At 74.0% G+C, this 22,892-nt stretch carries 20 protein-coding genes; 10 read left to right on the top strand and 10 right to left on the bottom strand.

What is annotated here, in order from left to right; genetic code table 11:
- Positions 1–182 precede the first annotated feature (182 nt).
- The gene (locus tag ABEB06_RS24060) at positions 183–1,895 is read right to left on the bottom strand and encodes a DUF885 domain-containing protein (protein ID WP_345698965.1); all 1,713 of its coding nucleotides are present in this window, start codon (positions 1,893–1,895) and stop codon (positions 183–185) included.
- A 50-nt stretch (positions 1,896–1,945) separates the two neighbouring features.
- Positions 1,946–2,587, bottom strand: a complete 642-nt coding sequence (locus ABEB06_RS24055) for a rhomboid-like protein (protein WP_345698964.1) — start codon at positions 2,585–2,587, stop codon at positions 1,946–1,948.
- Between the two features lie 167 nt (positions 2,588–2,754).
- On the opposite strand from ABEB06_RS24055, the gene ABEB06_RS24050 reads away from it, so the two are divergent.
- The gene (locus ABEB06_RS24050; RefSeq protein WP_345698963.1) at positions 2,755–3,516 is read left to right on the top strand and encodes a TetR/AcrR family transcriptional regulator; all 762 of its coding nucleotides are present in this window, start codon (positions 2,755–2,757) and stop codon (positions 3,514–3,516) included.
- A gap of 8 nt (positions 3,517–3,524) precedes the next feature.
- On the opposite strand, the gene ABEB06_RS24045 is transcribed toward ABEB06_RS24050, so the two are convergent.
- Positions 3,525–4,376: a fumarylacetoacetate hydrolase family protein gene (locus tag ABEB06_RS24045; protein ID WP_345698962.1), complete on the bottom strand. Its 852-nt coding sequence runs from the start codon at positions 4,374–4,376 to the stop codon at positions 3,525–3,527.
- A 225-nt stretch (positions 4,377–4,601) separates the two neighbouring features.
- On the opposite strand from ABEB06_RS24045, the gene ABEB06_RS24040 reads away from it, so the two are divergent.
- The 5 genes from ABEB06_RS24040 to ABEB06_RS24020 are packed head-to-tail and all read left to right on the top strand — an operon-like array spanning position 4,602 to position 9,642.
- On the top strand, positions 4,602–5,552 hold the full coding sequence (locus tag ABEB06_RS24040; protein ID WP_345698961.1) for an STM4015 family protein: 951 nt from the start codon (positions 4,602–4,604) through the stop codon (positions 5,550–5,552).
- Between the two features lie 14 nt (positions 5,553–5,566).
- Complete coding sequence (locus ABEB06_RS24035) at positions 5,567–6,646, top strand: STM4014 family protein (protein WP_345698960.1); 1,080 nt, start codon at positions 5,567–5,569, stop codon at positions 6,644–6,646.
- A gap of 16 nt (positions 6,647–6,662) precedes the next feature.
- Positions 6,663–7,484: an STM4013/SEN3800 family hydrolase gene (locus ABEB06_RS24030; RefSeq protein WP_345701964.1), complete on the top strand. Its 822-nt coding sequence runs from the start codon at positions 6,663–6,665 to the stop codon at positions 7,482–7,484.
- Entirely contained in the window at positions 7,481–8,797 is a 1,317-nt protein-coding gene (locus ABEB06_RS24025) for an STM4012 family radical SAM protein (protein WP_345698959.1), read from the top strand. Before ABEB06_RS24030 ends, ABEB06_RS24025 begins: the two co-directional genes overlap by 4 nt.
- Positions 8,794–9,642 carry an STM4011 family radical SAM protein gene (locus tag ABEB06_RS24020; protein WP_345698958.1) on the top strand — a complete coding sequence of 283 codons (849 nt, stop codon included), beginning with the start codon at positions 8,794–8,796 and terminating at the stop codon, positions 9,640–9,642. Before ABEB06_RS24025 ends, ABEB06_RS24020 begins: the two co-directional genes overlap by 4 nt.
- A gap of 24 nt (positions 9,643–9,666) precedes the next feature.
- Here the strand turns inward: ABEB06_RS24020 and ABEB06_RS24015 are convergent, their stop codons facing one another.
- Positions 9,667–10,491, bottom strand: coding sequence for a hypothetical protein (locus ABEB06_RS24015; RefSeq protein ID WP_345698957.1), 825 nt, complete (start codon positions 10,489–10,491; stop codon positions 9,667–9,669).
- Between the two features lie 188 nt (positions 10,492–10,679).
- On the opposite strand from ABEB06_RS24015, the gene ABEB06_RS24010 reads away from it, so the two are divergent.
- The gene (locus tag ABEB06_RS24010) at positions 10,680–12,962 is read left to right on the top strand and encodes an FdhF/YdeP family oxidoreductase (protein ID WP_345698956.1); all 2,283 of its coding nucleotides are present in this window, start codon (positions 10,680–10,682) and stop codon (positions 12,960–12,962) included.
- A gap of 50 nt (positions 12,963–13,012) precedes the next feature.
- Here the strand turns inward: ABEB06_RS24010 and ABEB06_RS24005 are convergent, their stop codons facing one another.
- Entirely contained in the window at positions 13,013–14,503 is a 1,491-nt protein-coding gene (locus tag ABEB06_RS24005; protein ID WP_345698955.1) for a C40 family peptidase, read from the bottom strand.
- Positions 14,504–14,837: 334 nt separating this feature from the next.
- Here ABEB06_RS24005 and ABEB06_RS24000 point away from each other — a divergent pair, with 334 nt between their 5' ends.
- Together ABEB06_RS24000 and ABEB06_RS23995 are read left to right on the top strand one after the other, a co-directional pair.
- Complete coding sequence (locus ABEB06_RS24000) at positions 14,838–16,007, top strand: inorganic phosphate transporter (protein WP_345698954.1); 1,170 nt, start codon at positions 14,838–14,840, stop codon at positions 16,005–16,007.
- Positions 16,008–16,020: 13 nt separating this feature from the next.
- On the top strand, positions 16,021–16,254 hold the full coding sequence (locus ABEB06_RS23995; protein ID WP_345698953.1) for a hypothetical protein: 234 nt from the start codon (positions 16,021–16,023) through the stop codon (positions 16,252–16,254).
- A 59-nt stretch (positions 16,255–16,313) separates the two neighbouring features.
- Here ABEB06_RS23995 and ABEB06_RS23990 read toward each other — a convergent pair whose 3' ends face one another.
- The gene (locus ABEB06_RS23990; protein WP_345698952.1) at positions 16,314–17,816 is read right to left on the bottom strand and encodes a DHA2 family efflux MFS transporter permease subunit; all 1,503 of its coding nucleotides are present in this window, start codon (positions 17,814–17,816) and stop codon (positions 16,314–16,316) included.
- A 109-nt stretch (positions 17,817–17,925) separates the two neighbouring features.
- Positions 17,926–18,378: a MarR family winged helix-turn-helix transcriptional regulator gene (locus tag ABEB06_RS23985; RefSeq protein ID WP_345698951.1), complete on the bottom strand. Its 453-nt coding sequence runs from the start codon at positions 18,376–18,378 to the stop codon at positions 17,926–17,928.
- A 108-nt stretch (positions 18,379–18,486) separates the two neighbouring features.
- Between ABEB06_RS23985 and ABEB06_RS23980 the strand changes: the two genes are divergently transcribed.
- Complete coding sequence (locus ABEB06_RS23980) at positions 18,487–19,518, top strand: DUF3533 domain-containing protein (protein WP_345698950.1); 1,032 nt, start codon at positions 18,487–18,489, stop codon at positions 19,516–19,518.
- Between the two features lie 61 nt (positions 19,519–19,579).
- Here ABEB06_RS23980 and ABEB06_RS23975 read toward each other — a convergent pair whose 3' ends face one another.
- The 3 genes from ABEB06_RS23975 to ABEB06_RS23965 form a co-directional block, all read right to left on the bottom strand.
- Positions 19,580–20,740 (bottom strand): ROK family transcriptional regulator, encoded by a 1,161-nt coding sequence (locus ABEB06_RS23975; RefSeq protein ID WP_345698949.1) that lies wholly within the window; start codon positions 20,738–20,740, stop codon positions 19,580–19,582.
- A gap of 90 nt (positions 20,741–20,830) precedes the next feature.
- Positions 20,831–21,352, bottom strand: a complete 522-nt coding sequence (locus ABEB06_RS23970) for a GtrA family protein (protein ID WP_345698948.1) — start codon at positions 21,350–21,352, stop codon at positions 20,831–20,833.
- 36 nt (positions 21,353–21,388) lie between these two features.
- Positions 21,389–22,831 (bottom strand): hypothetical protein, encoded by a 1,443-nt coding sequence (locus ABEB06_RS23965; protein WP_345698947.1) that lies wholly within the window; start codon positions 22,829–22,831, stop codon positions 21,389–21,391.
- Between the last annotated feature and the right edge of the window lie 61 nt (positions 22,832–22,892).

Below are 22,892 nucleotides of genomic sequence, written 5' to 3'. Positions count from 1 at the left end.
TTCCGTCGGGGAACGGGCTGGCGCGGGCAGCGAACGGGCTGGACGCGCGCAACGCTCTTTCCAGGAGAACGCTCCCGGTGGAGAGGCACAAGGCGATCTGCGGCAAAATGTCACGATTTGGGACGAAAGTCCCGGGGGGCCCGGGTCGCGAGACCTGGTCCCCCGGGACGGGAACGCCCAGGTCAGAGGGCGGCCAGCTCCGCGACCAGGTCGTCCAGACCGAGCGAGCCCTGGGAGAGCGCCGCCATGTGCCACGCCTTGAGATCGAACTCCTCGCCGCGCGCCTCGGCCGCCGCCTTCGCCGCGGCCCGGCCCTGCAGCCAGGCGCGCTCGCCCAGCTTGTAGCCGATCGCCTGGCCGGGCAGGCCCAGGTAGCGCACCAGCTCGCTGTCGAGGAAGTCTGACGACAGTCCGCAGTAGAGGCCGAAGAACTCGCGGGCCGCGTCCGGCAGCATCGGTTCGCCCGCGCGGTACGGCGAGTCCGCCGGGAAGTCGAGGCCGGCGTGCATGCCGATGTCGACGATCACCCGCAGCGCGCGCATCATCTGGGCGTTGAGGTAGCCGAGCCGGGCGCCCGGGTCGGTGAGGTAGCCCAGCTCGTCCATCAGGCGCTCGGCGTAGAGCGCCCAGCCCTCCAGGTTGGCGCTCACCCCGCCGAGGGTGACCTGGTAGGTGGAGAGCTTGTTGGCGACGTACGTCCACTGCGCCAGCTGCAGGTGGTGGCCGGGGACGCCCTCGTGGTACCAGGTGGAGACCAGGTCCCAGACCGGGAAGGACTCGCGGCCGAGGGTGGGCAGCCAGGTGCGGCCGGGGCGGGAGAAGTCCAGCGAGGGCTGGGTGTAGTACGGCGCGGCGGCGCTGCCCGCGGGGGCGAGCCTGGACTCGACCTTCAGCAGCGGCTCGGCCAGGTCGAAGTGGGTGCCCTGGAGGTCGTTGATCGCACCGTCCATCAGGCCCTGCAGGTACTCGCGGACGGCCTCCTCGCCCTTGATCGCGGGGCCGTCGGTCTCCAGCCACTTCATCGCCTGCATCGGGGTCGAGCCGGGGAGGACCTTCTCCGCCTCGGTGCGCATCTGGGCGTCCAGGTCGTGGAACTGCTCCCAGGCCCAGCGGTACGCCTCGTCCAGGTCCAGGTCGGCGCCGGTCCAGTAGCGGACGAAGCGCGCGTAGCGCTCCCGGCCCACGGTGTCGGGGGTGTCGGCGGCGGCGGGGGCGTACACCTCGGCCAGCCAGTCGCGCAGCTCGGACAGCGCGTCGGTGGCGGCGACCGCGGTGGCGCCCAGCTCGGCGCGCAGCGCCTCGGGCGCGTCCTGCACGAAGGTGCCGAACCAGCCGCCGGGCACCTCGCCCTCCAGCCACTCGGCGATCTGGTCGATCACCGTGGCGACCTGGCGCGGGCCGGAGAGCAGGCCGCGCTCGATGCCGGCGGCGAGGGTCTCGCGGTACTGCGCGATGGCCTGCGGCACCCGGGCCAGCCGGCGGCCGATCAGACCCCAGTCGTCCTCGGTGGCGGTCGGCATGATGGTGAAGACCTCGCGCACGTTGTGCACCGGGGAGCCGAGGTTGCGGACCGCGACGTAGTTCTCGCCCGCGTCGTGCACGGCGAGTTCGGCGGTCAGGCGCTCGCGCAGCAGGCGGGCGCAGCGGCGCTCGGCCTCGCTGTCGGCGGCGCCGGCCGCCTCGGCGGCGTCCAGCTCGGCGAGGGTGCGCCGGCCGAGGTCGGCGAGGGCGTCGGAGCCGGCCGGGGAGAGGTCGGTGAGCCGGTCGTCGTCGAGGTTGACACCGAGGTAGATCGCGGTCAGCGGGTCGAGATCGGCAAGGGCCTGGACGTAGGAGTCGGCGATGCGGCGCGGGGTGGGGCCGCCGTTCTCTGAGGTGATCAGTTCATGAGCCATTCGGCCATCCTGTCGCAGCCCCGGGCGAATTCAAGCCCCTTTGACCAGGGTCACGCACTGGAGCGGCGGCGCTGCTGCCAGTTCCGGACGGCCACCGCCGGATCCCACACCGGGCGGTCCCGGGTCAGCGGGTAGCAGGCCAGGCCGATCAGCGCCGCGCAGAAGTGGCCGAGGTCGGTGAAGGTGTGACCGGTGATCAGCGGAGCCAGGTAGAAGGCGAGCAGCACGGTGCCGTACACCCAGCGCCAGCGGCCGGCGAAACGGTACGTCAGCACGCCCTCCACACCGGCCAGTGCGTACGAGACGCCGACGTCCACGGTGTTGGCCATGTTGGCCGGGAGGGAGCCGTTGTGCACGCCCCAGGCGACCACGCCCTCGCTGATGTAGGTGGCCAGCACGTGCGCGGAGAGCGCCACGGCCAGCCAGCGGGCGGTGCCGAGCCAGCGCTCGGCCGGGACGTGGAAGACGTGGAAGATCACGAAGTAGAAGAGGAAGTTGGACTGCTCGGTCCAGATCAGGCTGGCCAGCAGCGCGTGGACCGGGTGCGTGGTCAGCTGGTCGATGTTGGTGGAGCGCTTGGCCAGGAACCAGTCCAGCGACTCCGGGTTGATCCGGGACAGCACGAAGCTGGTGACCGCGAGCAGCAGCAGCCAGACGTAGGTGCCCGGCGAGGCCTTGATCCACGTCCGCACCGCCCGCACCTCGCCGCTCCTTCGCCGCAGCCCGGGCGCCGCCACCGGGGATTGATCACATCATGGGGCGGTATGTCCGAGCCCGGCGGGACGACCCGCCGGGGGCCCGCGGCGCTGCCTCCGCACGGGCGGTTCCGGAACGCCGCGCGGCGGTTACGCTGGCCGCCATGGCAGCGAGTACCCCCACAGACCCGCAGGCCCTCGACCCGGCCGACCCGGCCGGCACCGAGCGTCCGCGCCGGGCCGGCTACCGGCGGCTGCCGGTGCAGCAGCGGCGCGAGCAGCTGATCGCGGTCGCCCTGGAGCTCTTCGGCTCCCGTCCGCCGGAGGAGGTCACGCTCGACGACGTCGCCGAGGCGGCCGGCGCCTCCCGGCCGCTGGTCTACCGCTACTTCGCCGGCGGCAAGCAGCAGCTGTACGAGGCCGCGCTGCGCAGCGCGGCCCAGGAGCTGGTCAGCCGCTTCCACGTGACCGGCGGCGGCACCCCCACCGAGCAGCTGGCCGACGTGCTCGGCCGGTACTTCTCCTTCGTCGCCGACCACGACGCCGGGTACGGCGCGCTGCTGCGCGGCGGGTCGGTGGTGGAGACCGCGCGGACCGGCGCGATCGTGGACGAGGTCCGGCGGGCGGCGCTCCGCCGCACCCTGCGCTACCTGGGCGTGGGGGAGGCCGGGCCGCGGCTGACGCTGCTGGTCCGGGCCTGGATCTCGGTGGTGGAGGCGTCCGCGCTCAGCTGGCTGGACGAGGGCCGGCAGATCCCCCGCGAGGAGCTGTGCGCCTGGCTGATCGACCAGTTCACCGCGATGGCCGGGGCGACCGCGGTGCACGATCCGCAGACCGCCGAGGTGCTGCACCGGCTGCTCGCTCTGGAGACCGAGGACAGCCCGGCCGGGGTGCTGCTCACCCGGCTGCGGGCCGTCTGGGGCTGAACGGGCCGTCAGGCCTTGCCGAGGGTGTGGCGCTGGCGGCCGAGGCCGGTGACCTCCAGCTCGACCACGTCGGACGGCCGGAGGAACGGCGTGCCCGGGCGACCCAGGGTGACGCCCGCCGGGGTGCCGGTGACGATGACGTCGCCGGGCTCCAGCACCATGAACTGGCTCAGGTAGCGGACGATCTCCAGCACCGGGAAGATCATCTCCGCGGTGGTGCCGTCCTGCCGCAGCTCGCCGTTGACCCACAGCCTGAGGTCCAGCGCCTGCGGGTCGGCCACCTCGTCGGCGGTCACCAGCCACGGGCCGAGCGGGGTGAAGGTCTCGGCGGACTTGCCCTTGTCCCACTGGCCGCCGCGCTCGAACTGGAACGCCCGCTCGGTCACGTCGTTCACCGCCGCGTACCCGGCGATCACCGCCGCGGCCTCGGCGTGCCCGTCCAGGTAGCGGGCCCGGCGGCCGATCACCACGGCCAGCTCGACCTCGTAGTCGGTCTTCTCGCCGCCGCGCGGCACCAGGACCTCGTCGTTCGGACCGACCACGGTGTTGCTCGGCTTCAGGAAGACCACCGGCTCGGCCGGGATCTGCGCACCCGCCTCGGCCGCGTGGTCCCGGTAGTTGAGGCCGATGCCGACCACCTTGCCGGGCCGGGCCACCGGGGCGCCGATCCGCTGCCCGTCGAGGTCGAGGCGGGGCAGCTCGCCCGCCGCGACGGCCGCGGCCAGCTCGGCCGCGTCCAGGCGGTCGAGGAAGGCGCCGTCGATGTCCGCGGTCCGACCGGAGAGGTCGTACGCGGCGCCGTCGGCGTCCAGTACGGCCGGCCGCTCTTCGCCGGCGGGGCCCACACGGAGGAGCTTCATTGCCCATCACCACCTGGTTCGTCGCACGTCTGCTGGCTCCGAGGTATATCAATGTTTCCGCCTTGCGGAACAGTAGTCTCACTTCGTGGAATTCCTATCAATTCCTCCGAGGCGGGACGGCCCCGGCTCGGGCGGCCGCACCGTTGACAGGGGCGCCCGCGCCCCGGGATGTCCGGCCCGCCTGGTAGACAGGGCCTCGGCCGCACCACGACCGAGGAGCAGCGCATGACGATCAACGAGCACATCGAGGAGTTCCACGGACTCCCGGTCCACGACTTCCTCGCCGCGGCCGAGGGCGCCGCCCCGCCCGACCCGGCGGCCGTCGCCTGGCGGATCGGCCTGGAGTACGACTCCCCGGTGACCTTCGCCGAGGCCTGGCAGCGCTTCCTCGACACCGTCGACACCGCCCGGGTCACCGCCGTGGTGATCGGCAACTGGGCGCCCGAGGAGCCCGAGCCGCTGACCGGGGCGCTCGCCGCGATCGTCGCCGCCGCCGGGCGGCTGCCCGCGCTGCGGGCGCTCTTCCTCGGCGACATCACCTTCGAGGAGTGCGAGATCTCCTGGCTCCAGATGTGCGACATCACGCCGTTGTTCACGGCGTACCCGCAGCTGGAGGAGCTGGTCGTGCGCGGCGCCGGCGAGGACTACGAGGGCTCCACCCGGCTCGCCCTCAGCCCGCTGCGGCACGAGCGGCTGCGCGCCCTGCGCTTCGAGTCCGGCGGCCTGCCCGGCGCCGTCGTCCGGGCGGTCGGCGCCTGCGACTTCCCCGCGCTGGAGCGGCTGGAGCTCTGGCTCGGCGTCGCGAGCTACGGCGGCGACTGGACCACCGCCGACCTCGCCCCCTTCCTCGGCGGCGACGCCCTGCCAGCGCTGCGCCACCTCGGCCTGCAGAACGCCGAGCAGCAGGACGAGATCGCCGCCCTGGTGGCGCGGGCACCCGTGGTCCCCCGGCTCACCGGCCTGGCGCTCTCCATGGGCGCGCTCACCGACGAGGGCGCCGAGGCCCTGCTCGACGGGCAGCCGCTCACCCACCTCAGCACCCTCGACCTGCACCACCACTACCTCACCGAGCAGACCCGGCAGCGCCTGCGCGACGCGCTGCCCGGCGTCGCCCTCGACCTCTCCGGCGCGGAGAAGCCGGACGACAAGTGGCGCTACGTCGCCGTCGCCGAGTAGGCGGTCCGGCCGCGATGCGCCTCACCGTGCTGGGCAACCCGGGCCACCGGCGGGTGACCCTGTTCGCCGCCGCCGCCCGGGCCGCCGGGCTGCCCGAACCCGCCGTCCTGCCCTGGCTCGACGTCCTTCGCGGGTCGGCCGGCCCGGCGCCCGGCACGCTGCTGCGGATCGACTCCCCCGGCGAGGAGCCGGCCGTCGACGCGCTGCTGCGCGGGCCGGTGCTCGGCGCCGGGTACGCCCCCACCCGGGTCGAGGGCGGGCCCGCCTGGTACGCCGGTGTTGTCGGCGCCCTGCACCGGCTCGCCGCGCGGCCCGGCGTCCGGCTGCTCGGCGACCCCGCGGAGATCGCGGCGATGTTCGACAAGCCCGCCGCGCACGCCCGGCTGGCCGCCGCCGGGGTGCCGGTGCCGCGGGCGCTCGGCGGCGCCGCCCCCGCCGGGTGGGAGGAGCTGAAGGAACGCCTGCGGGCGGCCGGGATGCGCCGGGTCTTCCTCAAGCCCGCGCACGGGTCGTCCGCGTCGGGCGTGGTGGCGCTGGAGTTCGGCTCGGGCGGGCGGGTCCAGGCGACCACCTCGGTGGAGTCGGCGGCGGACGGGCTGCACAACTCCCTGCAAGTGCGGCGCCACCGCTCGGAGCGGGAGGTCGCCGAGCTGGTCGACCGGCTCGCGCCCGAGCGCCTGCACGTCGAGCAGTGGGTGCCGAAGGCCGGGCAGCACGGGCACGCCGCCGACCTGCGCGTGGTGGTCGTCGGCGGCCGGGCCACCCACGCCGTCGTCCGCACCGGCCGGCACCCGATGACCAACCTCCACCTCGGCGGCGCCCGCGGCGACCTCGCCGCCGCCCGGGCCGCCGCGGGCCCCGCCTGGCCGGCCCTGCTGGAGACCGCCGAGCGGGCCGCCGCCTGCTTCCCGCGCAGCCCGGCGGTCGGCGTCGACCTGCTCCCCGCCCCGCGCTGGCGCCGCACGCTGGTCGGCGAGGTCAACGCCTTCGGCGACCTGCTCCCCGGCCTCCCGGGCCTCTCCGACGGCCCGGCCGCCGGCCTCGACACCTACGGCGCGTGGATCGCGCACCTACGTGAGGACGCCCGTGCCTGACCCCTCCCTCCCCGACATGAACGAGGTCGTCGGCTCGCACGACCTGCTGCTGGTCACCCTCGACACCCTCCGGTACGACGTGGCCGAGGAGCTGGCCGCCGCCGGCCGGCTGCCCAACCTCGCCCGCCGGCTGCCCGCCGGGCGGTGGGAGCGGCGGCACGCCCCCGGCAGCTTCACCTACGCCTCGCACCAGGCGATCCTGGCCGGCTTCCTGCCCACCCCCGCGTCGCCGGACGGCCCGCACCCGCGCCTGTTCGCCGCCCGCTTCGCCGGCTCGGAGACCACCGAGCCGAGGACCTGGGTGTTCGACACCCCCGACCTCCCGTCCGCGCTGGCCGGCGCCGGGTACCGGACGGTCTGCATCGGCGGGGTCGGCTTCTTCAACCGCCGGGGCCCGCTCGGCTCGGTGCTGCCCGGGCTGTTCCAGGAGGCCCACTGGGAGCCGGAGATGGGCGTCCCCTCACCCACCTCCTTCGAGTCGCAGGTGGCGTGCGCCGAGCGGGTCGCCGCCGAACAGCCGCCCGGGCAGCCGCTGTTCCTGTTCCTCAACGTCTCCGCGCTGCACCAGCCGAACTGGTTCCACCTGCCCGGCGCGACCCGCGAGCACGGCGATTCCCGGGCCAGCCACGCCGCCGCGCTGGAGTACGTGGACGCGCACATCGGCCGGCTGTTCACCGCGATGAGCGCCCGCCGTCCGTGCTTCGCGATCGTCTGCTCCGACCACGGCACCGCGTACGGCGAGGACGGCTACACCGGGCACCGGATCGGCCACGAGGTCGTCTGGACGGTCCCGTACGCCCACTTCACCCTTCCCCTCTCCCCTGGACCATCCGGATGACGACCACCACCGCCGAATCCCCGTACCAGAGTTACGTCTACGCCTACCCGCACAAGACCGCCTACCGGCCGCTCCCCGACCGGCCCGCGCTGCGCGAGGTGTGGGCCGGCGAGCGGCAGCACGCGCTCTCGCTCTACCTGCACGTCCCGTTCTGCGAGGTGCGCTGCGGCTTCTGCAACCTGTTCACCCGGATCGGCAGCCCGGAGGGCCTGACCACCGCGTACCTGGACGCCCTGGAACGGCAGGCGACCGCCGTCCGGGCCGCGCTCGACACCGGCGCCCGCTTCGCCCTCGCGGCGTTCGGCGGCGGCACCCCCACCTACCTGGCCGCCGCCGAACTGACCCGCCTCTGCGACATCGCCGAGCAGAGGATGGGCGTCGACCTGCGCGCCGTCCCGCTCTCCGTCGAGGCCTCGCCGGACACCTGCACGCCCGACCGGCTCGCCGTCCTCGCCGAGCGCGGCACCACCCGGCTGAGCATCGGCGTGCAGTCCTTCCTGGACACCGAGGCCCGCTCGGCCGTCCGCCCGCAGAAGCGCGCCGCCGTCGAGACCGCGCTCGACCGGGCCCGCGCGGCCGGCTTCCCGGTGCTCAACATCGACCTGATCTACGGGATCGACGGCCAGACCGAGCGGAGCTGGCTGCGCTCGCTGGACGCCGCCCTCGGCTGGCAGCCGGAGGAGCTGTACCTCTACCCGCTCTACGTCCGCCCGCTCACCGGCCTCGGCCGGCGCTCCCCCGGCCCCTCCCCCGCCTGGGACGCCCAGCGCCTCGCGCTCTACCGCGCGGGCCGCGACCACCTGCTGGCGGCCGGCTACGAGCAGGTGTCGATGCGGATGTTCCGCCGGAGCGGTGCGGCCACCGCGAGCACCGGCGAGTACGCCTGCCAGACCGACGGCATGGTCGGCCTCGGCTGCGGCGCCCGCTCCTACACCTCGAAGCTGCACTACTCCTTCGACTACGCGGTCGACGCGAGCGCCGTGCGCGGCATCATCGACGCCTACGTGGCCGGCACCGACTTCGACCGTGCCGAGCACGGCTGGGAGATGAGCGGCGACGAGCCGCGCCGCCGCCACCTGCTGCAGTCCCTGCTCCAGGCCGAGGGCGTCGACCTCGCCGCGTACCGCCGGCGCTTCGGCAGCAGTCCGCGGCAGGACTTCCCCGCCGAACTGGCCGCCTTCGAGGAGCGCGGCTGGCTGACCGCCGACGGCGCCGCACTCACCCCGGAGGGCCTGGCCCACTCGGACGCGATCGGCCCCGCCCTGTTCTCCGCCGAGGTGGCGGCCCGGATGGAGGCGTACGAGGCCCGATGAACCACCTCACCGTCCTCTACCGCGGCCCGCTCGCGTCCTGCGACTACGACTGCCCGTACTGCCCGTTCGCCAAGCGCCGGGACAGCCCCGAGCAGCTGCGCGCCGACCGGGCGGCCCTGGAACGCTTCACCGCCTGGGCCGCCGACTACCGCGAGGGCGGGCTGTCGGTGCTGTTCACGCCCTGGGGCGAGGGCCTCGTCCGGTCCTGGTACCGGCGGGCGATGGTCGACCTGAGCCACGCCCCGCACGTACGCCGGGTGGCGATCCAGACCAACCTCAGCTGCCGCACCGACTGGCTCGCCGACGCCGACCCCGACACCCTCGCGCTCTGGGTGACCTACCACCCCGGCCAGGTCGACCCCCGGCGGTTCCTGGACCGCTGCGGGGAGTTGACCGCGCTCGGCATCCGGTACAGCGTCGGCGTCGTCGGCGAACCCGACCACCTCGAACCCGCCCGCCGCCTGCGCGCCGAACTGCCAGCCGGCACCTACCTGTGGATCAACGCCGCCGACGGCCGCGACTACACCGACGCCGAGGCCGCCCGGTGGACGGAGCTCGACCCGCTCTTCCACTACAGCCGCCACCCGCACCCCAGCGGCGGCCGGGCCTGCCGCACCGGCGACACCGTGGTCTCCGTCGACGGCGAGGGCACCGTCCGCCGCTGCCACTTCGTCCGCCCGCCGCTCGGCAACCTGTACGACGGCAGCTACCGCGCCGAGCTGCGGCCGCGGCCGTGCCCGCTGCCGGTCTGCGACTGCCACATCGGGTACGTCCACCTGGAGACCCTGCCGCTGTACGACGTGTTCACCGACGGCGTCCTGGAGCGGATCCCGCACGGAATGTGACGATACGTCAGGCCCGGCGGCGGGTCAGCCCAGGACCATCGCGGTGGCGTGCGGGGCGGTCATGCCGTCCGGCACCGCCGCGAGCCGGGCGGCCAGGCCCTTGCGTCCGGTGGCCCGCTCCAGCTCCGTCAGGTAGGCGTCCGCCTCCTTGTCGGAACCGAAGTCCCAGACGATCAACCGGTGCACCATCGCCACCGCCATCACCGGCGGCAGCGGCCCGCCGCCCACCACCCGGCGCCACTGCGGCACCATCCGGCCCAGCTCCGCCCGCGCCTCCGCGAGCGTGATGCCCTCGTCGCCGACCGCCTGCTCGATCACCGGGACGAGCTGCATCAACTCCCCGACCGCGGTCAGCACGTCGCCCGTCCGGCCGGTGTTCACGGCCTGCTGCACCTGCGCGGTGAGCACCAGCGGGTGCTGCGCGCCGAACTCGGTGCGCAGCACCGGCACCAGGTGGCGCAGCCGCAGCGCCGCGTCGTGCCCGTTGCCGGCGTTGCCGATCGCGAACGCGAGGTCCGCCTGCGCGTGCAGGGTCTCGCGGTCCGACGCTCCGAGGGCCTGGCTCATGTCCACCGAGACCTGGCCGAGCAGGTGGACGGCGCCCGCCGCGTCACCCGACTCGTTGCGGAACTGGCCGAGCTGGCGCCACGCGACCAGGGTCTCCCGGTCGTACCGGCCGAGCAGCGAGGTCATCTCCCGGGCGACCCGGTCCAGCAGGTGGATCGCGCCGTCCGGCGTCGGAGCCTCGAACGCGCCGTCCCGCAACCGCACCAGCAGCCCCCGGACCTCCGGCGACACCTCCGCCGCCTCCGGCGCCGCACCGAAACTCCCCACCGGTGACTCCGTCATCCCGGTCCCCTTCCACCGCCGCCCCGTACCGACCCCCAGACCCTACCCACCCGAGCGCCGCCGCCCCGTGGGCACCCGGGGCCCCGGTGGGGCGGTGCGACCCGGGGCTCCCGGGGCGGGGCGGCGGTGGAAGGATGGGCGGTGGGACGGCAACGGCGCTCGTCCCGTGGAGCAGGAGGTACCCGGTCATGGCCAAGCAGGCCCCGCAGAGCGATCCCGCGCAGGACGCGCCGCGCGTCGGCGCCCCGCAGCACGCTGCGGCCGGCCTGCCCGCCGTGGGCCACAGCCTGCGGATGGCGTCCGAGCAGATGTCCCCGAAGCGGGTGCTCGCCACGCTCCGCAAGGTGAACCAGCCGGACGGCTTCGACTGCCCGGGCTGCGCGTGGCCGGAGCCCGGGAAGACGCACACCGCCGAGTTCTGCGAGAACGGCGCGAAGGCGGTCGCCGAGGAGGCGACGGAGCGCCGGATCACGCCGGAGTTCTTCGCCGCGCACCCGGTGGCCGAGCTGGCGGAGCGTTCCGGCTACTGGCTGGGCCAGCAGGGCCGCCTGACCACCCCGATGCTGCTGGACGAGGGCGCGACGCACTACACCCCGGTCTCCTGGGACGAGGCGTTCGCGTTGGTCGCCGAGGAGTTGAACGCGCTGGACACCCCGGACGGGGCCGCGTTCTACACCTCGGGCCGGACCAGCAACGAGGCGGCGTTCCTGTACCAGCTGTTCGCCCGGCGCCTGGGCACCAACAACCTGCCGGACTGCTCGAACATGTGCCACGAGTCCTCGGGCTCGGCGCTCACCGAGACGCTGGGGGTCGGCAAGGGCAGCGTCAGCCTGAAGGACCTGTACCAGGCGGACCTGATCATCGTCGCCGGTCAGAACCCGGGCACCAACCACCCCCGGATGCTGTCCGCGCTGGAGCGCGCCAAGCGCGCGGGCGCGAAGGTGGTGAGCGTCAATCCGCTGCCGGAGGCGGGTCTGGAGCGGTTCAAGAACCCGCAGAACGCCCGCGGCCTGGCGGGCGTCGGCACCAAGCTGACCGACCTGTTCCTGCAGATCCGGCTGGGCGGCGACCTGGCGCTGTTCCGCGCGCTCAACCGGATCCTGCTGGAGAGGGACGCGGTCGACCACGCCTTCGTCGCCGAGCACTGCCACGGCTTCGAGGAGTTCCGGGCGGACGCGGCGGCCACCGACCGGGAGGCGGTGCTCGCCGCGACCGGCCTGCCGTGGTCGCAGATCGAGGAGCTGGCCGAGCTGGTCCTGGGCTCGCAGAAGATCATCGTCTGCTGGGCGATGGGCCTGACCCAGCACAAGCACGCCGTGCCGACCATCCGCGAGGTGGTCAACTTCCTGCTGCTGCGCGGCAACGTCGGCCGCCCGGGTGCGGGCGTCTGCCCGGTGCGCGGTCACAGCAACGTGCAGGGCGACCGCACGATGGGCATCTTCGAGCGGCCGACCGCGGCGTTCCTGGACGCGCTGGGCAAGGAGTTCTCCTTCGAGCCGCCGCGCGAGCACGGCCTGGACTCGGTGGACACCATCCGTGCGATGCGGGACGGCCGGGTGAAGGTGTTCTTCGCGATGGGCGGCAACTTCGTCGCCGCGACCCCGGACACGCTGGCCACCGAGGCGGCGATCCGCTCCACCCGGCTGACGGTGCACGTCTCGACCAAGCTGAACCGCTCGCACGTGGTGACCGGCGCCCGCGCCCTGATCCTGCCCACCCTGGGCCGCACCGACCGGGACTGGACCGCGGCGGGCGCCCAGTTCGTCACCGTCGAGGACTCGATGGGCATGGTGCACTCCTCGCGCGGCGGCCTGCGCCCGCCCGCCGACGACCTGCTCTCCGAGGTCCGGATCGTCGCCCGGCTGGCCCGGGCGGTGCTCGGCCCGCAGGACGGGCTGCCGTGGGAGGAGTTCGGCGACTCGTACGACACGGTCCGCGACCGGATCTCCCGGGTCGTCCCGGGCTTCGACGACTTCAACGCCAAGGTCCGCCGCCCGGGCGGCTTCGCCCTGCCGCACGGTCCGCGCGACAGCCGGACCTTCCCCACCGCGACCGGGAAGGCCAACTTCTCGGTCAACCCGCTGACCGCGCCCGAGGTCCCGGAGGGCCGGCTGCTGCTGCAGACGCTGCGCTCGCACGACCAGTACAACACCACGATCTACGGGCTGGACGACCGCTACCGCGGCATCACCGGCGGCCGCCGGGTGGTCCTGGTCAACCCGGCGGACGCGGCCGAACTCGGCCTCGCCGAGGGCGGCTACGTGGACCTGGTCAGCGAGTGGACGGACGGCGTGGAGCGCCGCGCCCCGCACTTCAAGGTGGTGCACTACCCGGTCGCCCGGGGCGGCGCGGCGGCGTACTACCCGGAGACCAACGTGCTGGTGCCGCTGGACTCCACCGCGGACGTCAGCAACACCCCGACCTCCAAGGCCGTGGTGATCCGGTTCGAGCCGGACAGCGCCGGGGTCTGAGGCCGACGAGCAGGCCGGGGCCGCCCCCGCGGGGGCGGCCCCGGCCGTGCTCAGCCCTCGGTGGCGCGGACGCTCCCGCTCGCCGACAGCACCGCGGGCGCGCTGGCGCTCGGGGAGGCCGGCGTCGGCCCGGTGCTCGGCGTGCCGGTCCCGGACGGCGTGCCGGTGGCGCTGGGCTGCCCGCTCGCCGAACCGCTCGCGGAGCCGGTCGGCGTCCCGCTCGGCGTCCCGCTCCCGGAGGGCGTGCCCGACGGGCTGCCGGTGGCGCTCCCGCCCGGCGCCGGCGTGGTCGGCTGCGCGGGCGGGGTCGGCCCGGTGGCCGGCGGCGTCGGCAGCGTGGACGGCTTGGCCGGGGCGATCCGCACCGGGCCGATCGGGACGTCCGGCACCTTCCAGGCGCCGCCCTTGTCGTCCGCGCCCGCCTCCGGGTCCGGCCGGACCGCGCCGAGGATCGGCATCGCGCCGATCTGCGACACCTTCACCACGTCGCCGGTGTGCGGGGCCTGCACGATGAGGCCGCCGCCGATGTACATCCCGATGTGGGTGGCGCCGCCGAAGTAGACGATCAGGTCTCCGGGGCGGATCTGGTTCAGCGGCACGCGGGTGAGCTGCGCCCACTGCTCCTGGCTGGTCCGCGGGATCGGGCGGCCGGAGTGCAGCCACGCCTGCGAGGTCAGGCCCGAGCAGTCGAAGACGTCCGGCCCGGCACCGCCCCACACGTAGTCCTTGCCGAGCTGGCCCAGCGCCCAGGCCACGGCCTTGCGGCCGGCCTCGGACGGGGTGCGCTCGCCCTTGCCCAGCGCGCCGGAGGCCAGGAAGGCCAGCTGCGCCTGGTCTGCCTGCTGCTTCTCCAGCTGCTCCAGCTCGCTGCGCTGGGCGCCGGTCAGCGAGGTGACCATCTGCTCGACGTCGTTCAGCCGCTTGGCCACGTCGGCCTTGGCGGCCTCCTGCTGGGTGGCGGTCGCCTGGACGTCCCCCAGCGCCTGCTCGGTCTGCGCCTGCAGCGCGGTGAGCGCCGCCCGGTCGGCCTTCAGCCGGTCCAGGAAGGCGGACTGCGAGCGGCCGGCGGAGTCCAGCAGCTCGGCCATCACCACGGCCTCGTACGGGTCCTTGGCGAGCAGCAGCTCGGCCATCTCCGAGGCGTGGCCGTTGCGGTACTGGGCGGCGGCGAGCTGGGAGGCCAGGTCGGTGCCGGCGTCCACCGCGAGCTGCTGCCGGGCGACGCCGTTGCGGAGGTCCGCGACGCGCTCCTGCAGCTCGTTCAGCTTGGCGACCGAGCCGTTGTACTGCTCGGTGGCGGCCTCGGCCTGCTGGTAGAGCTCGTGCAGCCGGTCGAGCATCGGCCCGAGGGTGGCCTTGGCGTCGGCCAGCGGGTCGGCGCCCGCCGAGACGGTCGGCCGCCCGTCCGGCTGCGGTGCCGCGTACGCGGCACCGGCCAGCGGCAGTGCCAGCACCGCGGCCGCGAGGACCGCGCCGCAGCGCATCGCCGCCCGCACCCAGGGCCGCAGGCCCGTCGACTCCGTACGCTGCCCCGCCCCCATCGGCCCGGCCTCCCCCGCTCTGTGCTGTTCGATCCCGCCCGATCCTGCCATGCGACACCCACTCGGCGGCAGGCCGCCCGGCCCGCTGGGGACGAATTCTCAGAAAGCCGGGGGACAGTGTGAGGCAGGTCTCACCAAACCCTGCCGGACCGGACATTGGCGGACAAACGAGCTGATCAGTGCAGGCGTCTCCACGCTTTCACATCTTCTCCGCAACCCCCTCGCAACCATCAGAACCGCGAATCCGCGGCCAGTTCACCTTCCGTTCACCATCCGTCCCTACGGTCGCCGAGGACAACAACGTCAGTCCGCCAACTACGACGATTGTTTGGGTATGGAACACATCACGTTCCTGGTGGCCGTCGTGATCGTCACGGCGCTCGCCTTCGACTTCACCAACGGCTTCCACGACACCGCCAACGCGATGGCCACCTCCATCGCCACCGGCGCCCTGAAGCCGAAGGTCGCGGTCACCATCGCAGCGGTCCTCAACTTCGCCGGAGCGTTCCTCTCGGTGAAGGTCGCCACCACCATCTCCGGCGGCATCGTCAACGAGAAGACCGGCCTGCAGCCGTCGATCATCTTCGCGGCGCTGGTCGGGGCCATCCTCTGGAACCTGCTGACCTGGCTCAAGGGTCTGCCCTCCAGCTCCTCCCACGCCCTGTACGGCGGCCTGATCGGCGCCACCGTGGTCGGCGTCGGCCTGCACGGCGTGAACTTCACCACCGTGGTCTCCAAGATCCTGATCCCGGCGGTCGTCTCCCCGATCATCGCGGGCCTCGCCTCCTGGGGCGCCACGAAGGTCGCGTACCTGATCACCCGCCGCGGCGACCGCAAGGCCACCGACAAGGGCTTCCGGCGCGGCCAGATCTTCTCGTCCTCGCTGATCTCGCTCGCCCACGGCACCAACGACGCCCAGAAGACGATGGGCATCATCACCCTGACCCTGATCTCCGCGAACGCCCTGCCCAAGGGCGCGCAGCCGCCGACCTGGGTGATCGTCAGCGCCGGCGCGGCCATCGCGGTCGGCACCTACATGGGCGGCTGGCGGATCATCCGCTCGATGGGCTCCGGCCTCGCGGACATCAAGCCCCCGCAGGGCTTCTCCTCGGAGACCGCGGCCGCGACCGTCATCCTGACGTCCTCGCACATGGGCTACGGCCTGTCCACCACCCAGGTCTGCTCCGGCGGCATCATGGGCGCCGGCCTCGGCGGCCCGTCCGGCCGACTGAACTGGGGCATGGTCCGCCGCATGGTCTACACCTGGGGCCTGACCCTGCCGGCTGCCGCCACCGTCGCCGGCATCGCCGCCTTCGTCGCCGACAAGGGCGACTGGGGCGTGGCCCTGGTCGGCGCCGCCCTGGTGATCGGCGCCGGCTCGATGTGGGTCGTCTCCCGCCGCCAGCCGGTCCACGCCGACAACGTCAACGACGTGACCGAGGTCGAGATCGCCGGCCCCGCGCCGACCGGCCCGACCGCCGCCACCACCACCGTCGCGGCCTGAGAGGACGTCCGCCATGCAGATCAAGTGGGCCGCACTCGCCCAGACCGCCGGCGTCAGCCTCGGCATCACCCTCGCGGTGGTCCTGGTCTTCGCCCTGGGCATCTTCGCCCTGAACCGTCGTGACAGCGTCGTCGAGTCGGGCGGCTCCGCCGCGAAGGCCTTCCCGGCCCTCGCCGCCGCCACCCTCTGCTTCGCCGCCTGCGCGGGCGTGGTGCTCTACGGCATCTCGCTGATCGCCAACAAGTAGCGAACACGCCGAAAGGGGCGCCGGGCTCGATCGAGCCCGGCGCCCCTTTCCCGTCCGCGTTACTGGGCCGTCGTGCGCAGCGGCACTTCCCGGACGCCGAGCACGACGAGCACCGCCAGCAGCGCGAACGGCGCCGCCACCAGGAAGACCGTCCCGACGCCGTGCCCGAACGCGTCGGTGACCAGCGGCACGACCCCCGCCGGGAGCCGGTGCAGGTCCGGGATCTCCCCGCCGCCGAGGCCCGCGCCGCCGGACGGCTGGACGCCCGCCCCGGCGAGGTTCTGCGCGAGGTAGTGGGAGACCCGGTTGCCGAGCAGCGCGCCGAGCGCGGAGACGCCCATCGCCCCGCCCATCGTCCGGAAGAAGGTCACCACCGAGCTGGCGGCGCCGAGCTCGTGACGGGGGACGGTGTTCTGCACGGCGAGCACCAGGTTCTGGCTGGTCAGTCCGAGCCCGATGCCGGTGATCGCCATGGCGGCGGCGAGGTAGCCGTACGGGCTGTCGTCCCGCATGCCGCCGAGCAGGGCGAGCCCGGCGGTGAGCAGCACGGTGCCGCCGACCAGGTAGGCCTTCCACTTGCCGTACTTGGTGATCAGCCTTCCGGCGACGGTGGAGGAGAGAGCCAGGCCGAGGATCATCGGCAGGGTGAGCAGTCCGGCCTGGGTCGGCGTCTTCTCCTTGGCGAGCTGGAAGAACTGGCCGAGGAAGGTGGTGGCGCCGTACATCCCGATGCCGACCAGCGCGCTGGCGATCGAGGCGAGCGCGACGGTGCGGTGGCGGAACAGGTCGAGCGGGACGATCGGCTCGGCGGCCCGGCGCTCCACCGCGACGAAGGCGACGGCGAGCAGCAGTCCGCCGCCGACCATCGCGGCGCTCTGCCAGGACAGCCAGGCGTAGTCCTTGCCGGCCAGGCTGATCCAGATCATCAGCAGGCTGACGGCGGCGGTGATCAGCAGCGCGCCGAGGTAGTCGATCCGCGGCTTGCGGGTGGTCTGCTCGGGGAGGTTCAGGGTGCGCTGCAGCACCAGGACGGCCAGCACGGCGAACGGGATGCCGACGTAGAAGCACCAGCGCCAGCCGAGCCAGTCGGTGTCCACGATGACGCCGCCGATCAGCGGTCCGCCGATGGTGGCGAGGGCGAAGACGGCGCCGAACCAGCCGCTGTAGCGGCCCCGCTCGCGCGGCGGGACCATCGCGGCCAGGCAGATCTGGCCGAGCGCGATCACTCCGCCGGCGCCGATGCCCTGCAGGACGCGACAGGCTATCAGCGCGCCGGTGCTCTGGGAGAGCCCGGCCAGCGCCGAGGAGACCACGTAGATCCCCATGGCGACCTGGACCAGCAGCTTCTTGCTGAGCAGGTCGGAGAGCTTGCCCCAGAGCGGGGTGGAGGCGGTCATCGAGAGCAGCGCCGCGGTGATCACCCAGGTGTACGCGGACTCGCCGCCGTGCAGGTCGGTGAGGATGCGCGGCAGGGCGTTGGAGACGACGGTCGAGGAGAGCACGGCCACGAAGAGGCCGAGCAGGAGTCCGGAGAGTGCTTTGAGTACCTGGCGGTGGGTCATTCGGGTCCTTCGGCCTAAATTTCGTTGCCTCAAGCAACTATACGCAGACAGTTGACCCAGGCAACCTTCTCCGGGTCGAAGCAGGTCGGGGCAGGCCGGACAGTGGGCCTCAGGACTCGTCGGTGAGCGTGTTGAACCGCTCCAGCAGCTGCGCGAACTGCCGGACGTCCACCGTCTCCCAGGTGCCCAGCAGCCGCCGCAGGCGCTCCAGCCGCACCTCGCGCGCCGCCAGGAAGCGCGCCTCGCCGTCCGGCGTCAGCGAGACCAGGAACGACCGCCCGTCCTGCGGATCGGCCTCCCGGACCACCAGGCCGAGCTCCTCGATCACCTTGATCTGCCGGCTGATCGTCGCCTTGCCCACGCCGAAGTGCAGCCCGATGTCGGTCACCCGCACCCGCCCGGCCTGCCAGATGAAGCCGAGCATGCTGTAGGCGACGCCCTCCAGGGAGGGGTGCACCATCCGCGACATCTCCGCGGCCCGCGCCCGGCCGCGCCGGAACAGCACGCCGACCTCCCGCTCCACCGCCAGGAAGGCCGTCTCCGCCGCCGCGTCACCACTCATGGCGCTCAGTATCGCGCAGCCGGCGCCTCCCCGGTCCGGCAACTGTTTCATGGTATGAAGTATTTGATTTTGCGCCTATGCCAACGGATTCACAGGGGAGCCGCCACCATGGCCGAACCGCGACGGAGCTTCGCCACCGACCTCAAGGACGCGGTGACCCCGCGGGCCGCGCTGCTGGTCATCGGGGTCCTGCTGCTCCAACTCGGCTTCATCACCTCGTACGTCGGCGCCCTCCACCACCCCCGCCCGCACGAACTCTCCATCGCCGTGGTCGCGCCCGAGCAGCTCACCCCCCGGTTGGTCGCCGCCCTCGAATCGGTCCCCGACGACGCCGTCCGTGCCTCCACCGCCCCCGACCGGGCCACCGCCGAGGCGCGGATCAAGGACCAGAAGATCTACGCGGCCTGGATCGTCGACCCCGCCGGCACCCAGGACACCCTGCTCGTCGCCGACGCCCGCGGCCCCGCCGCCGCGTCGGCCGCCGAGACCATCGTCACCGAGGTCGACAAGGCCCAGGGCCGCACCGTGGTCGTCGACGACACCATCCCGCTCGCGGAGGGCGACGCCGAGGGGCTGTCCTCGTTCTACCTGGTGATCGGCTGGTGCGTCGGCGGCTACCTGGTCGCCTCGATCCTCGGCATCAGCGCCGGGTCGCGCCCCGCGAACACCGGCCGCGCGGTGCTGCGGCTCGGCACGCTGGCGCTGTACTCGGTCGCCGCCGGACTCGGCGGAGCGCTGATCATCGGGCCGGTCCTGGGCGCGCTGCCCGGGTCGACCGTCGCGCTGTGGTGGCTGGGGGCCCTGGTGGTGTTCAGCGTCGGGGCGATCACCATGTCGCTGCAGTGCCTGTTCGACGTGGTCGGGATCGGGCTCGCGGTGCTGATCTTCGTCGTCCTCGGCAACCCGAGCGCGGGCGGGGTGTTCCCGCCGCCGCTGCTGCCCGCGTTCTGGCGGGCGATCGGCGCCTGGATCCCCAACGGCGCCGGCACCGACGTCGCCCGCTCGATCGCCTACCTCGGCTCCACCGGCATCGCCGTGCCGCTGCTCGTCCTCGCCGCCTGGGCGGCCGTCGGCGTCGGCGTCACCTTCCTCGCCGTCCTGCGCCGGCCGCAGGCCGGCCGGGCGGAGAAGCCCGCGTGAGTCCGCGGTCCGGGTCGGCCCGGTCCCGGCGCGGGTCGGTCCGGTCCCGGCCCGGACCGCCTCAGTCCTGGCCCGGGTCGGCCAGCACCGCGCGCACCACGCCCACCGCGGCCCCCAGCAGCGGGCCCCGGCGGCCCAGCTCGGAGACGGTCAGCCAGCCGTCGTCCCACGGCCGGACGGTGACCCGCGCCGCCAGCTCGTCGCGCATCGCGGGCAGCAGCCACTCCCCCAGCTCCGCGTAGCCGCCGCCGAGGACCACCTCGGCCGGGTCGATCAGGTTCACCGCTCCCGTGACCGCGATCCCGAGCGCGGTGCCGGCGGCGGCCAGCGCCTCCCGGACCGCGGCGTCGCCGGCCCGGGCCCGGCGGGCCAGCTCGCCCACCCAGTCGTCGACGAAGCCGGGCAGCCCGGCGGCCCGCAGCACCGCCTGCTCGCCCGCGTACTGCTCCAGGCACCCGCGCGCGCCGCACGGGCAGTCGGGCCCGTCCGGCCGGACGGGGACGTGACCGAGCTCGCCGGCGAAGCCCCTGGCCCCGCGCAGCAGCCGCCCGTCGACGACCAGGGCGGCGCCGATGCCGGCCTCGGCCGAGAGGTGGCAGAAGGAGTCGGGCCGCCCGCCCAGCCAGTGCTCGGCGAGCCCGCCGAGGTTGGCCTCGTTGTCGATCCCGATCGGCAGGCCGGCCAGCCCGGTGGCGCCGGCCCGCCGCAGGGCCGGCCGCAGGCCCGCGGCGACCGCCACCTCGGACCAGCCCAGGTTGGGCGCCCGGACCACGACGCCCTCCGCCGCGCCGACCAGTCCGGGCACGGCGACGGCGATCCCGGCCGGGGTCAGGCCGGCCGCGTCGGAGACCTCGCGGAGCAGCTCGGCGAGGTCGGCGAGGACCGCCTCCGGCGTCCGGTCGCGGTTGCGGACGTCCCGCCGCCGCCACTCCCGGACCTCGCCGCGCAGGTCGACCACGCAGGCGGCCAGGTGCTCGACGCCGATCTCGCCGCCGAGGCCGGCGGGGCCGTCCGGGGCCAGCACCAGCGCGGTGCCCGGTCGGCCGACCTTGCCGCTCGGCACGGCGGGCCCGCTCTCGGCGACCAGGCCGCCGGCGGCCAGCTCGTCCACCAGTGAGGAGACCGCCGCCCTGGTCAGCCCGGTCCGCGCGGCCACCTCGGCCCGTGACTTGGGCCCGGCCGCGATCTCGCCGAGCACCAGCGCCAGGTTGGCTCGGCGCATGCCCTGCTGACTGGCGGGTCCGCCGCGCACCTGCATCCCGCTCACCCCGTTCCGACCCCCGTGATCGCCGTGTCCGGCAGCGTAGCGAGGTCAGACGTGCTCGGGCTCGCGGGCCTGGTCGCCGGTGGCGCGCGCCGAGAGCCGGGTGAAGACGAAGCGGTTCATCGCCCAGTAGCGGAACACCATGGCGACCAGGGTGCCGATGATCATGCCGCTGACGAAGTCCGCGACCTCCTGGGTGAGGTGCGAGACGTCCGGCTCGCGCAGGTCGAAGACGTACCGGGAGGCGATCAGCGGCAGGTCGTTCACCAGCACCGCCAGACCGCTGACCACGAAGAACAGCGCCGCCTCGCGCTGCTTGCCCGCCGCCCGGAAGGACCACTGGCGGTTGAGCACGTACGAGATGATCGTCGTGATCACGGTGGCGATGGTCAGCGCGACCACCGGCTTGTGGCTCAGCACGGTCAGCTTCAGCGTGAAGTTGATCAGCATGGTGAGCAGGAAGCACGTGCCACCGACCACCAGGAACTTCACCAGCTTCCGGTGCTTGACCAGGAACGGGCGGTAGCGACCGGGCACCCGGGCCAGGGCGCGCTGTGTGAGCGACGGCATGTCCCGCAGTGTCGCACGCCCCGGCCCCGCGTGCGCTCAGTCGGCCGCGATCCGGACCACCCCGGTGGTGGTGCCCTGCAGCACCACGCCCCCGGGAGCGATCGAGCCCACCATCTGCAGGGTGTCGAAGAGGAAGCCGCTGCCCAGCCACTCGGTGCGCACCACCTTCCCGGTGGCCGGGTCGATCTCCGCGTAGTCGTACGGATCGAGCTCCGAGGTGCCGTAGGTGCCGGGGATCACCGGGCGGCGCAGCACGGTGTGGATCAGCCCGTCCGCGGTGGAGAGCCTGGGCACCGCGGCGGACCGCACCTTGTTGTCCCACACCAGGTCGCACCCGCTGCCGTCGGCCCGGACGTCGACCCGCGACAGCCCCCCGTAGTACGTGCCCGACGCCGGGACGCTCGCGCCCGCGCCCTCCGGCAGCGCCGGGTACGGGTAGCCGTAGGTGGAGGCGACGAACACCGCGTTGCCCGCCGCGATCGGCGAGTTCTCGCTGCCGCTGCCGCCCGCCCGCAGCACGGGCACGGAGCAGACCGGCGAACCGTCGGCGGTGCGGTAGACCAGCAGGTTCACGGTCGGGGCGGCGTTGTCGACGAGCGTGAGGTAGTCGGTGCCGGTGCGCGGGCCGAAGAACGTCGGGGTCGATCCGGTGCCCCAGCTGAGCTGGCCCGGCTTGCGGCCGGGGCCGCGGTCGTACGGCTGCCGCCAGGCGATCCGCGGGGTGCTGTCGGCGTCGGCGGTCAGCAGGTAACCGGCGTGCGTGGTGGCGACCGCCGTGCCCTCGGGGGCGGTGGAGATCGAGTTGGCGACCTGCTCGCCCGCCGGGAGGGCGAGCGTCCGCACCGCGCCGGTCCGGTCGTCGGCGGTGCCCACCACGCCCCGACCGGTCGCGAACCAGACCCGGCCCTGCCAGTCCGGCGAGACCCCGGTCACCGCGTCGCCCTCCGGCACCGCCCCGGCCAGGGACAGCCGGCTGTCGACGGTCAGCTGCCAGCCGCCGCCCGCGGTACGGCGGTGGCCGACCCGCACCAGGTCCCGGTCGCCGTCGACGGCGACCAGCCGGTCCTGGTGGTCCAGGTACGCGTAGACGCCGCCGAGCAGGGAGCCCTTGGGCAGCGACAGCTCCGCCAGCGAACCGCCGCCCGCCGGGTCGAGCAGGTGGACGGTCGGCGTCCGGCCGAAGATCTCCGTGCACAGCGCCACCGGGTACCCGTCCGCGCCGACCAGCACGGTCGGGCAGGCGGACGCGAGCGCCGTGCGGTGCGAGCCCAGCGACCCGGCGGGCGGGCCCGGCAGCGGGGTCGCGTCCGAGGAGCCGGTGTCGCCGTGCATCGTGGCCGTGCCGTCCGGCCCGGCGTACGGATTGTGCGGCGGCAGCGGCGCGTACGGCGCGGCCGACGCCCCGGCGGGCGCCGGGGAGAGGGTGAGGAGCGCGGCGGCCGCGAGTACGGCGGCGCGCATGGGCAGCGCGAGGCGCATGGGTGTCCCGTCTGAGTACGGAGAAGGGGATGGGTCGACCGCACGGCGGTGCACACACCCG

The sequence above is a fragment of the Kitasatospora terrestris genome (assembly GCF_039542905.1).
Classification (GTDB): domain Bacteria; phylum Actinomycetota; class Actinomycetes; order Streptomycetales; family Streptomycetaceae; genus Kitasatospora; species Kitasatospora terrestris.
Note: the sequence above shows the minus strand (reverse complement) of the source record. Positions and strands in the feature narration are given on the sequence as shown.

Bases quoted from the DNA above. Each gene is read 5' to 3' on its own strand.
- ABEB06_RS23970 (WP_345698948.1), bottom strand. From the start codon at position 21,352: ATGCCGTCGCTCACACAGCGCGCCCTGGCCCGGGTGCCCGGTCGCTAC.
- ABEB06_RS24050 (WP_345698963.1), top strand. From the start codon at position 2,755: ATGGCAGCGAGTACCCCCACAGACCCGCAGGCCCTCGACCCGGCCGAC.
- ABEB06_RS23985 (WP_345698951.1), bottom strand. From the start codon at position 18,378: ATGAGTGGTGACGCGGCGGCGGAGACGGCCTTCCTGGCGGTGGAGCGG.
- ABEB06_RS23995 (WP_345698953.1), top strand. From the start codon at position 16,021: ATGCAGATCAAGTGGGCCGCACTCGCCCAGACCGCCGGCGTCAGCCTC.
- ABEB06_RS24045 (WP_345698962.1), bottom strand. From the start codon at position 4,376: ATGAAGCTCCTCCGTGTGGGCCCCGCCGGCGAAGAGCGGCCGGCCGTA.
- ABEB06_RS24030 (WP_345701964.1), top strand. From the start codon at position 6,663: ATGAACGAGGTCGTCGGCTCGCACGACCTGCTGCTGGTCACCCTCGAC.
- ABEB06_RS24020 (WP_345698958.1), top strand. From the start codon at position 8,794: ATGAACCACCTCACCGTCCTCTACCGCGGCCCGCTCGCGTCCTGCGAC.
- ABEB06_RS24005 (WP_345698955.1), bottom strand. From the start codon at position 14,503: ATGGGGGCGGGGCAGCGTACGGAGTCGACGGGCCTGCGGCCCTGGGTG.
- ABEB06_RS23965 (WP_345698947.1), bottom strand. From the start codon at position 22,831: ATGCGCCTCGCGCTGCCCATGCGCGCCGCCGTACTCGCGGCCGCCGCG.
- ABEB06_RS24035 (WP_345698960.1), top strand. From the start codon at position 5,567: ATGCGCCTCACCGTGCTGGGCAACCCGGGCCACCGGCGGGTGACCCTG.
- ABEB06_RS24060 (WP_345698965.1), bottom strand. From the start codon at position 1,895: ATGGCTCATGAACTGATCACCTCAGAGAACGGCGGCCCCACCCCGCGC.
- ABEB06_RS24010 (WP_345698956.1), top strand. From the start codon at position 10,680: ATGGCCAAGCAGGCCCCGCAGAGCGATCCCGCGCAGGACGCGCCGCGC.
- ABEB06_RS23975 (WP_345698949.1), bottom strand. From the start codon at position 20,740: ATGCGCCGAGCCAACCTGGCGCTGGTGCTCGGCGAGATCGCGGCCGGG.
- ABEB06_RS24015 (WP_345698957.1), bottom strand. From the start codon at position 10,491: ATGACGGAGTCACCGGTGGGGAGTTTCGGTGCGGCGCCGGAGGCGGCG.
- ABEB06_RS24000 (WP_345698954.1), top strand. From the start codon at position 14,838: ATGGAACACATCACGTTCCTGGTGGCCGTCGTGATCGTCACGGCGCTC.
- ABEB06_RS24025 (WP_345698959.1), top strand. From the start codon at position 7,481: ATGACGACCACCACCGCCGAATCCCCGTACCAGAGTTACGTCTACGCC.
- ABEB06_RS24040 (WP_345698961.1), top strand. From the start codon at position 4,602: ATGACGATCAACGAGCACATCGAGGAGTTCCACGGACTCCCGGTCCAC.
- ABEB06_RS23990 (WP_345698952.1), bottom strand. From the start codon at position 17,816: ATGACCCACCGCCAGGTACTCAAAGCACTCTCCGGACTCCTGCTCGGC.
- ABEB06_RS23980 (WP_345698950.1), top strand. From the start codon at position 18,487: ATGGCCGAACCGCGACGGAGCTTCGCCACCGACCTCAAGGACGCGGTG.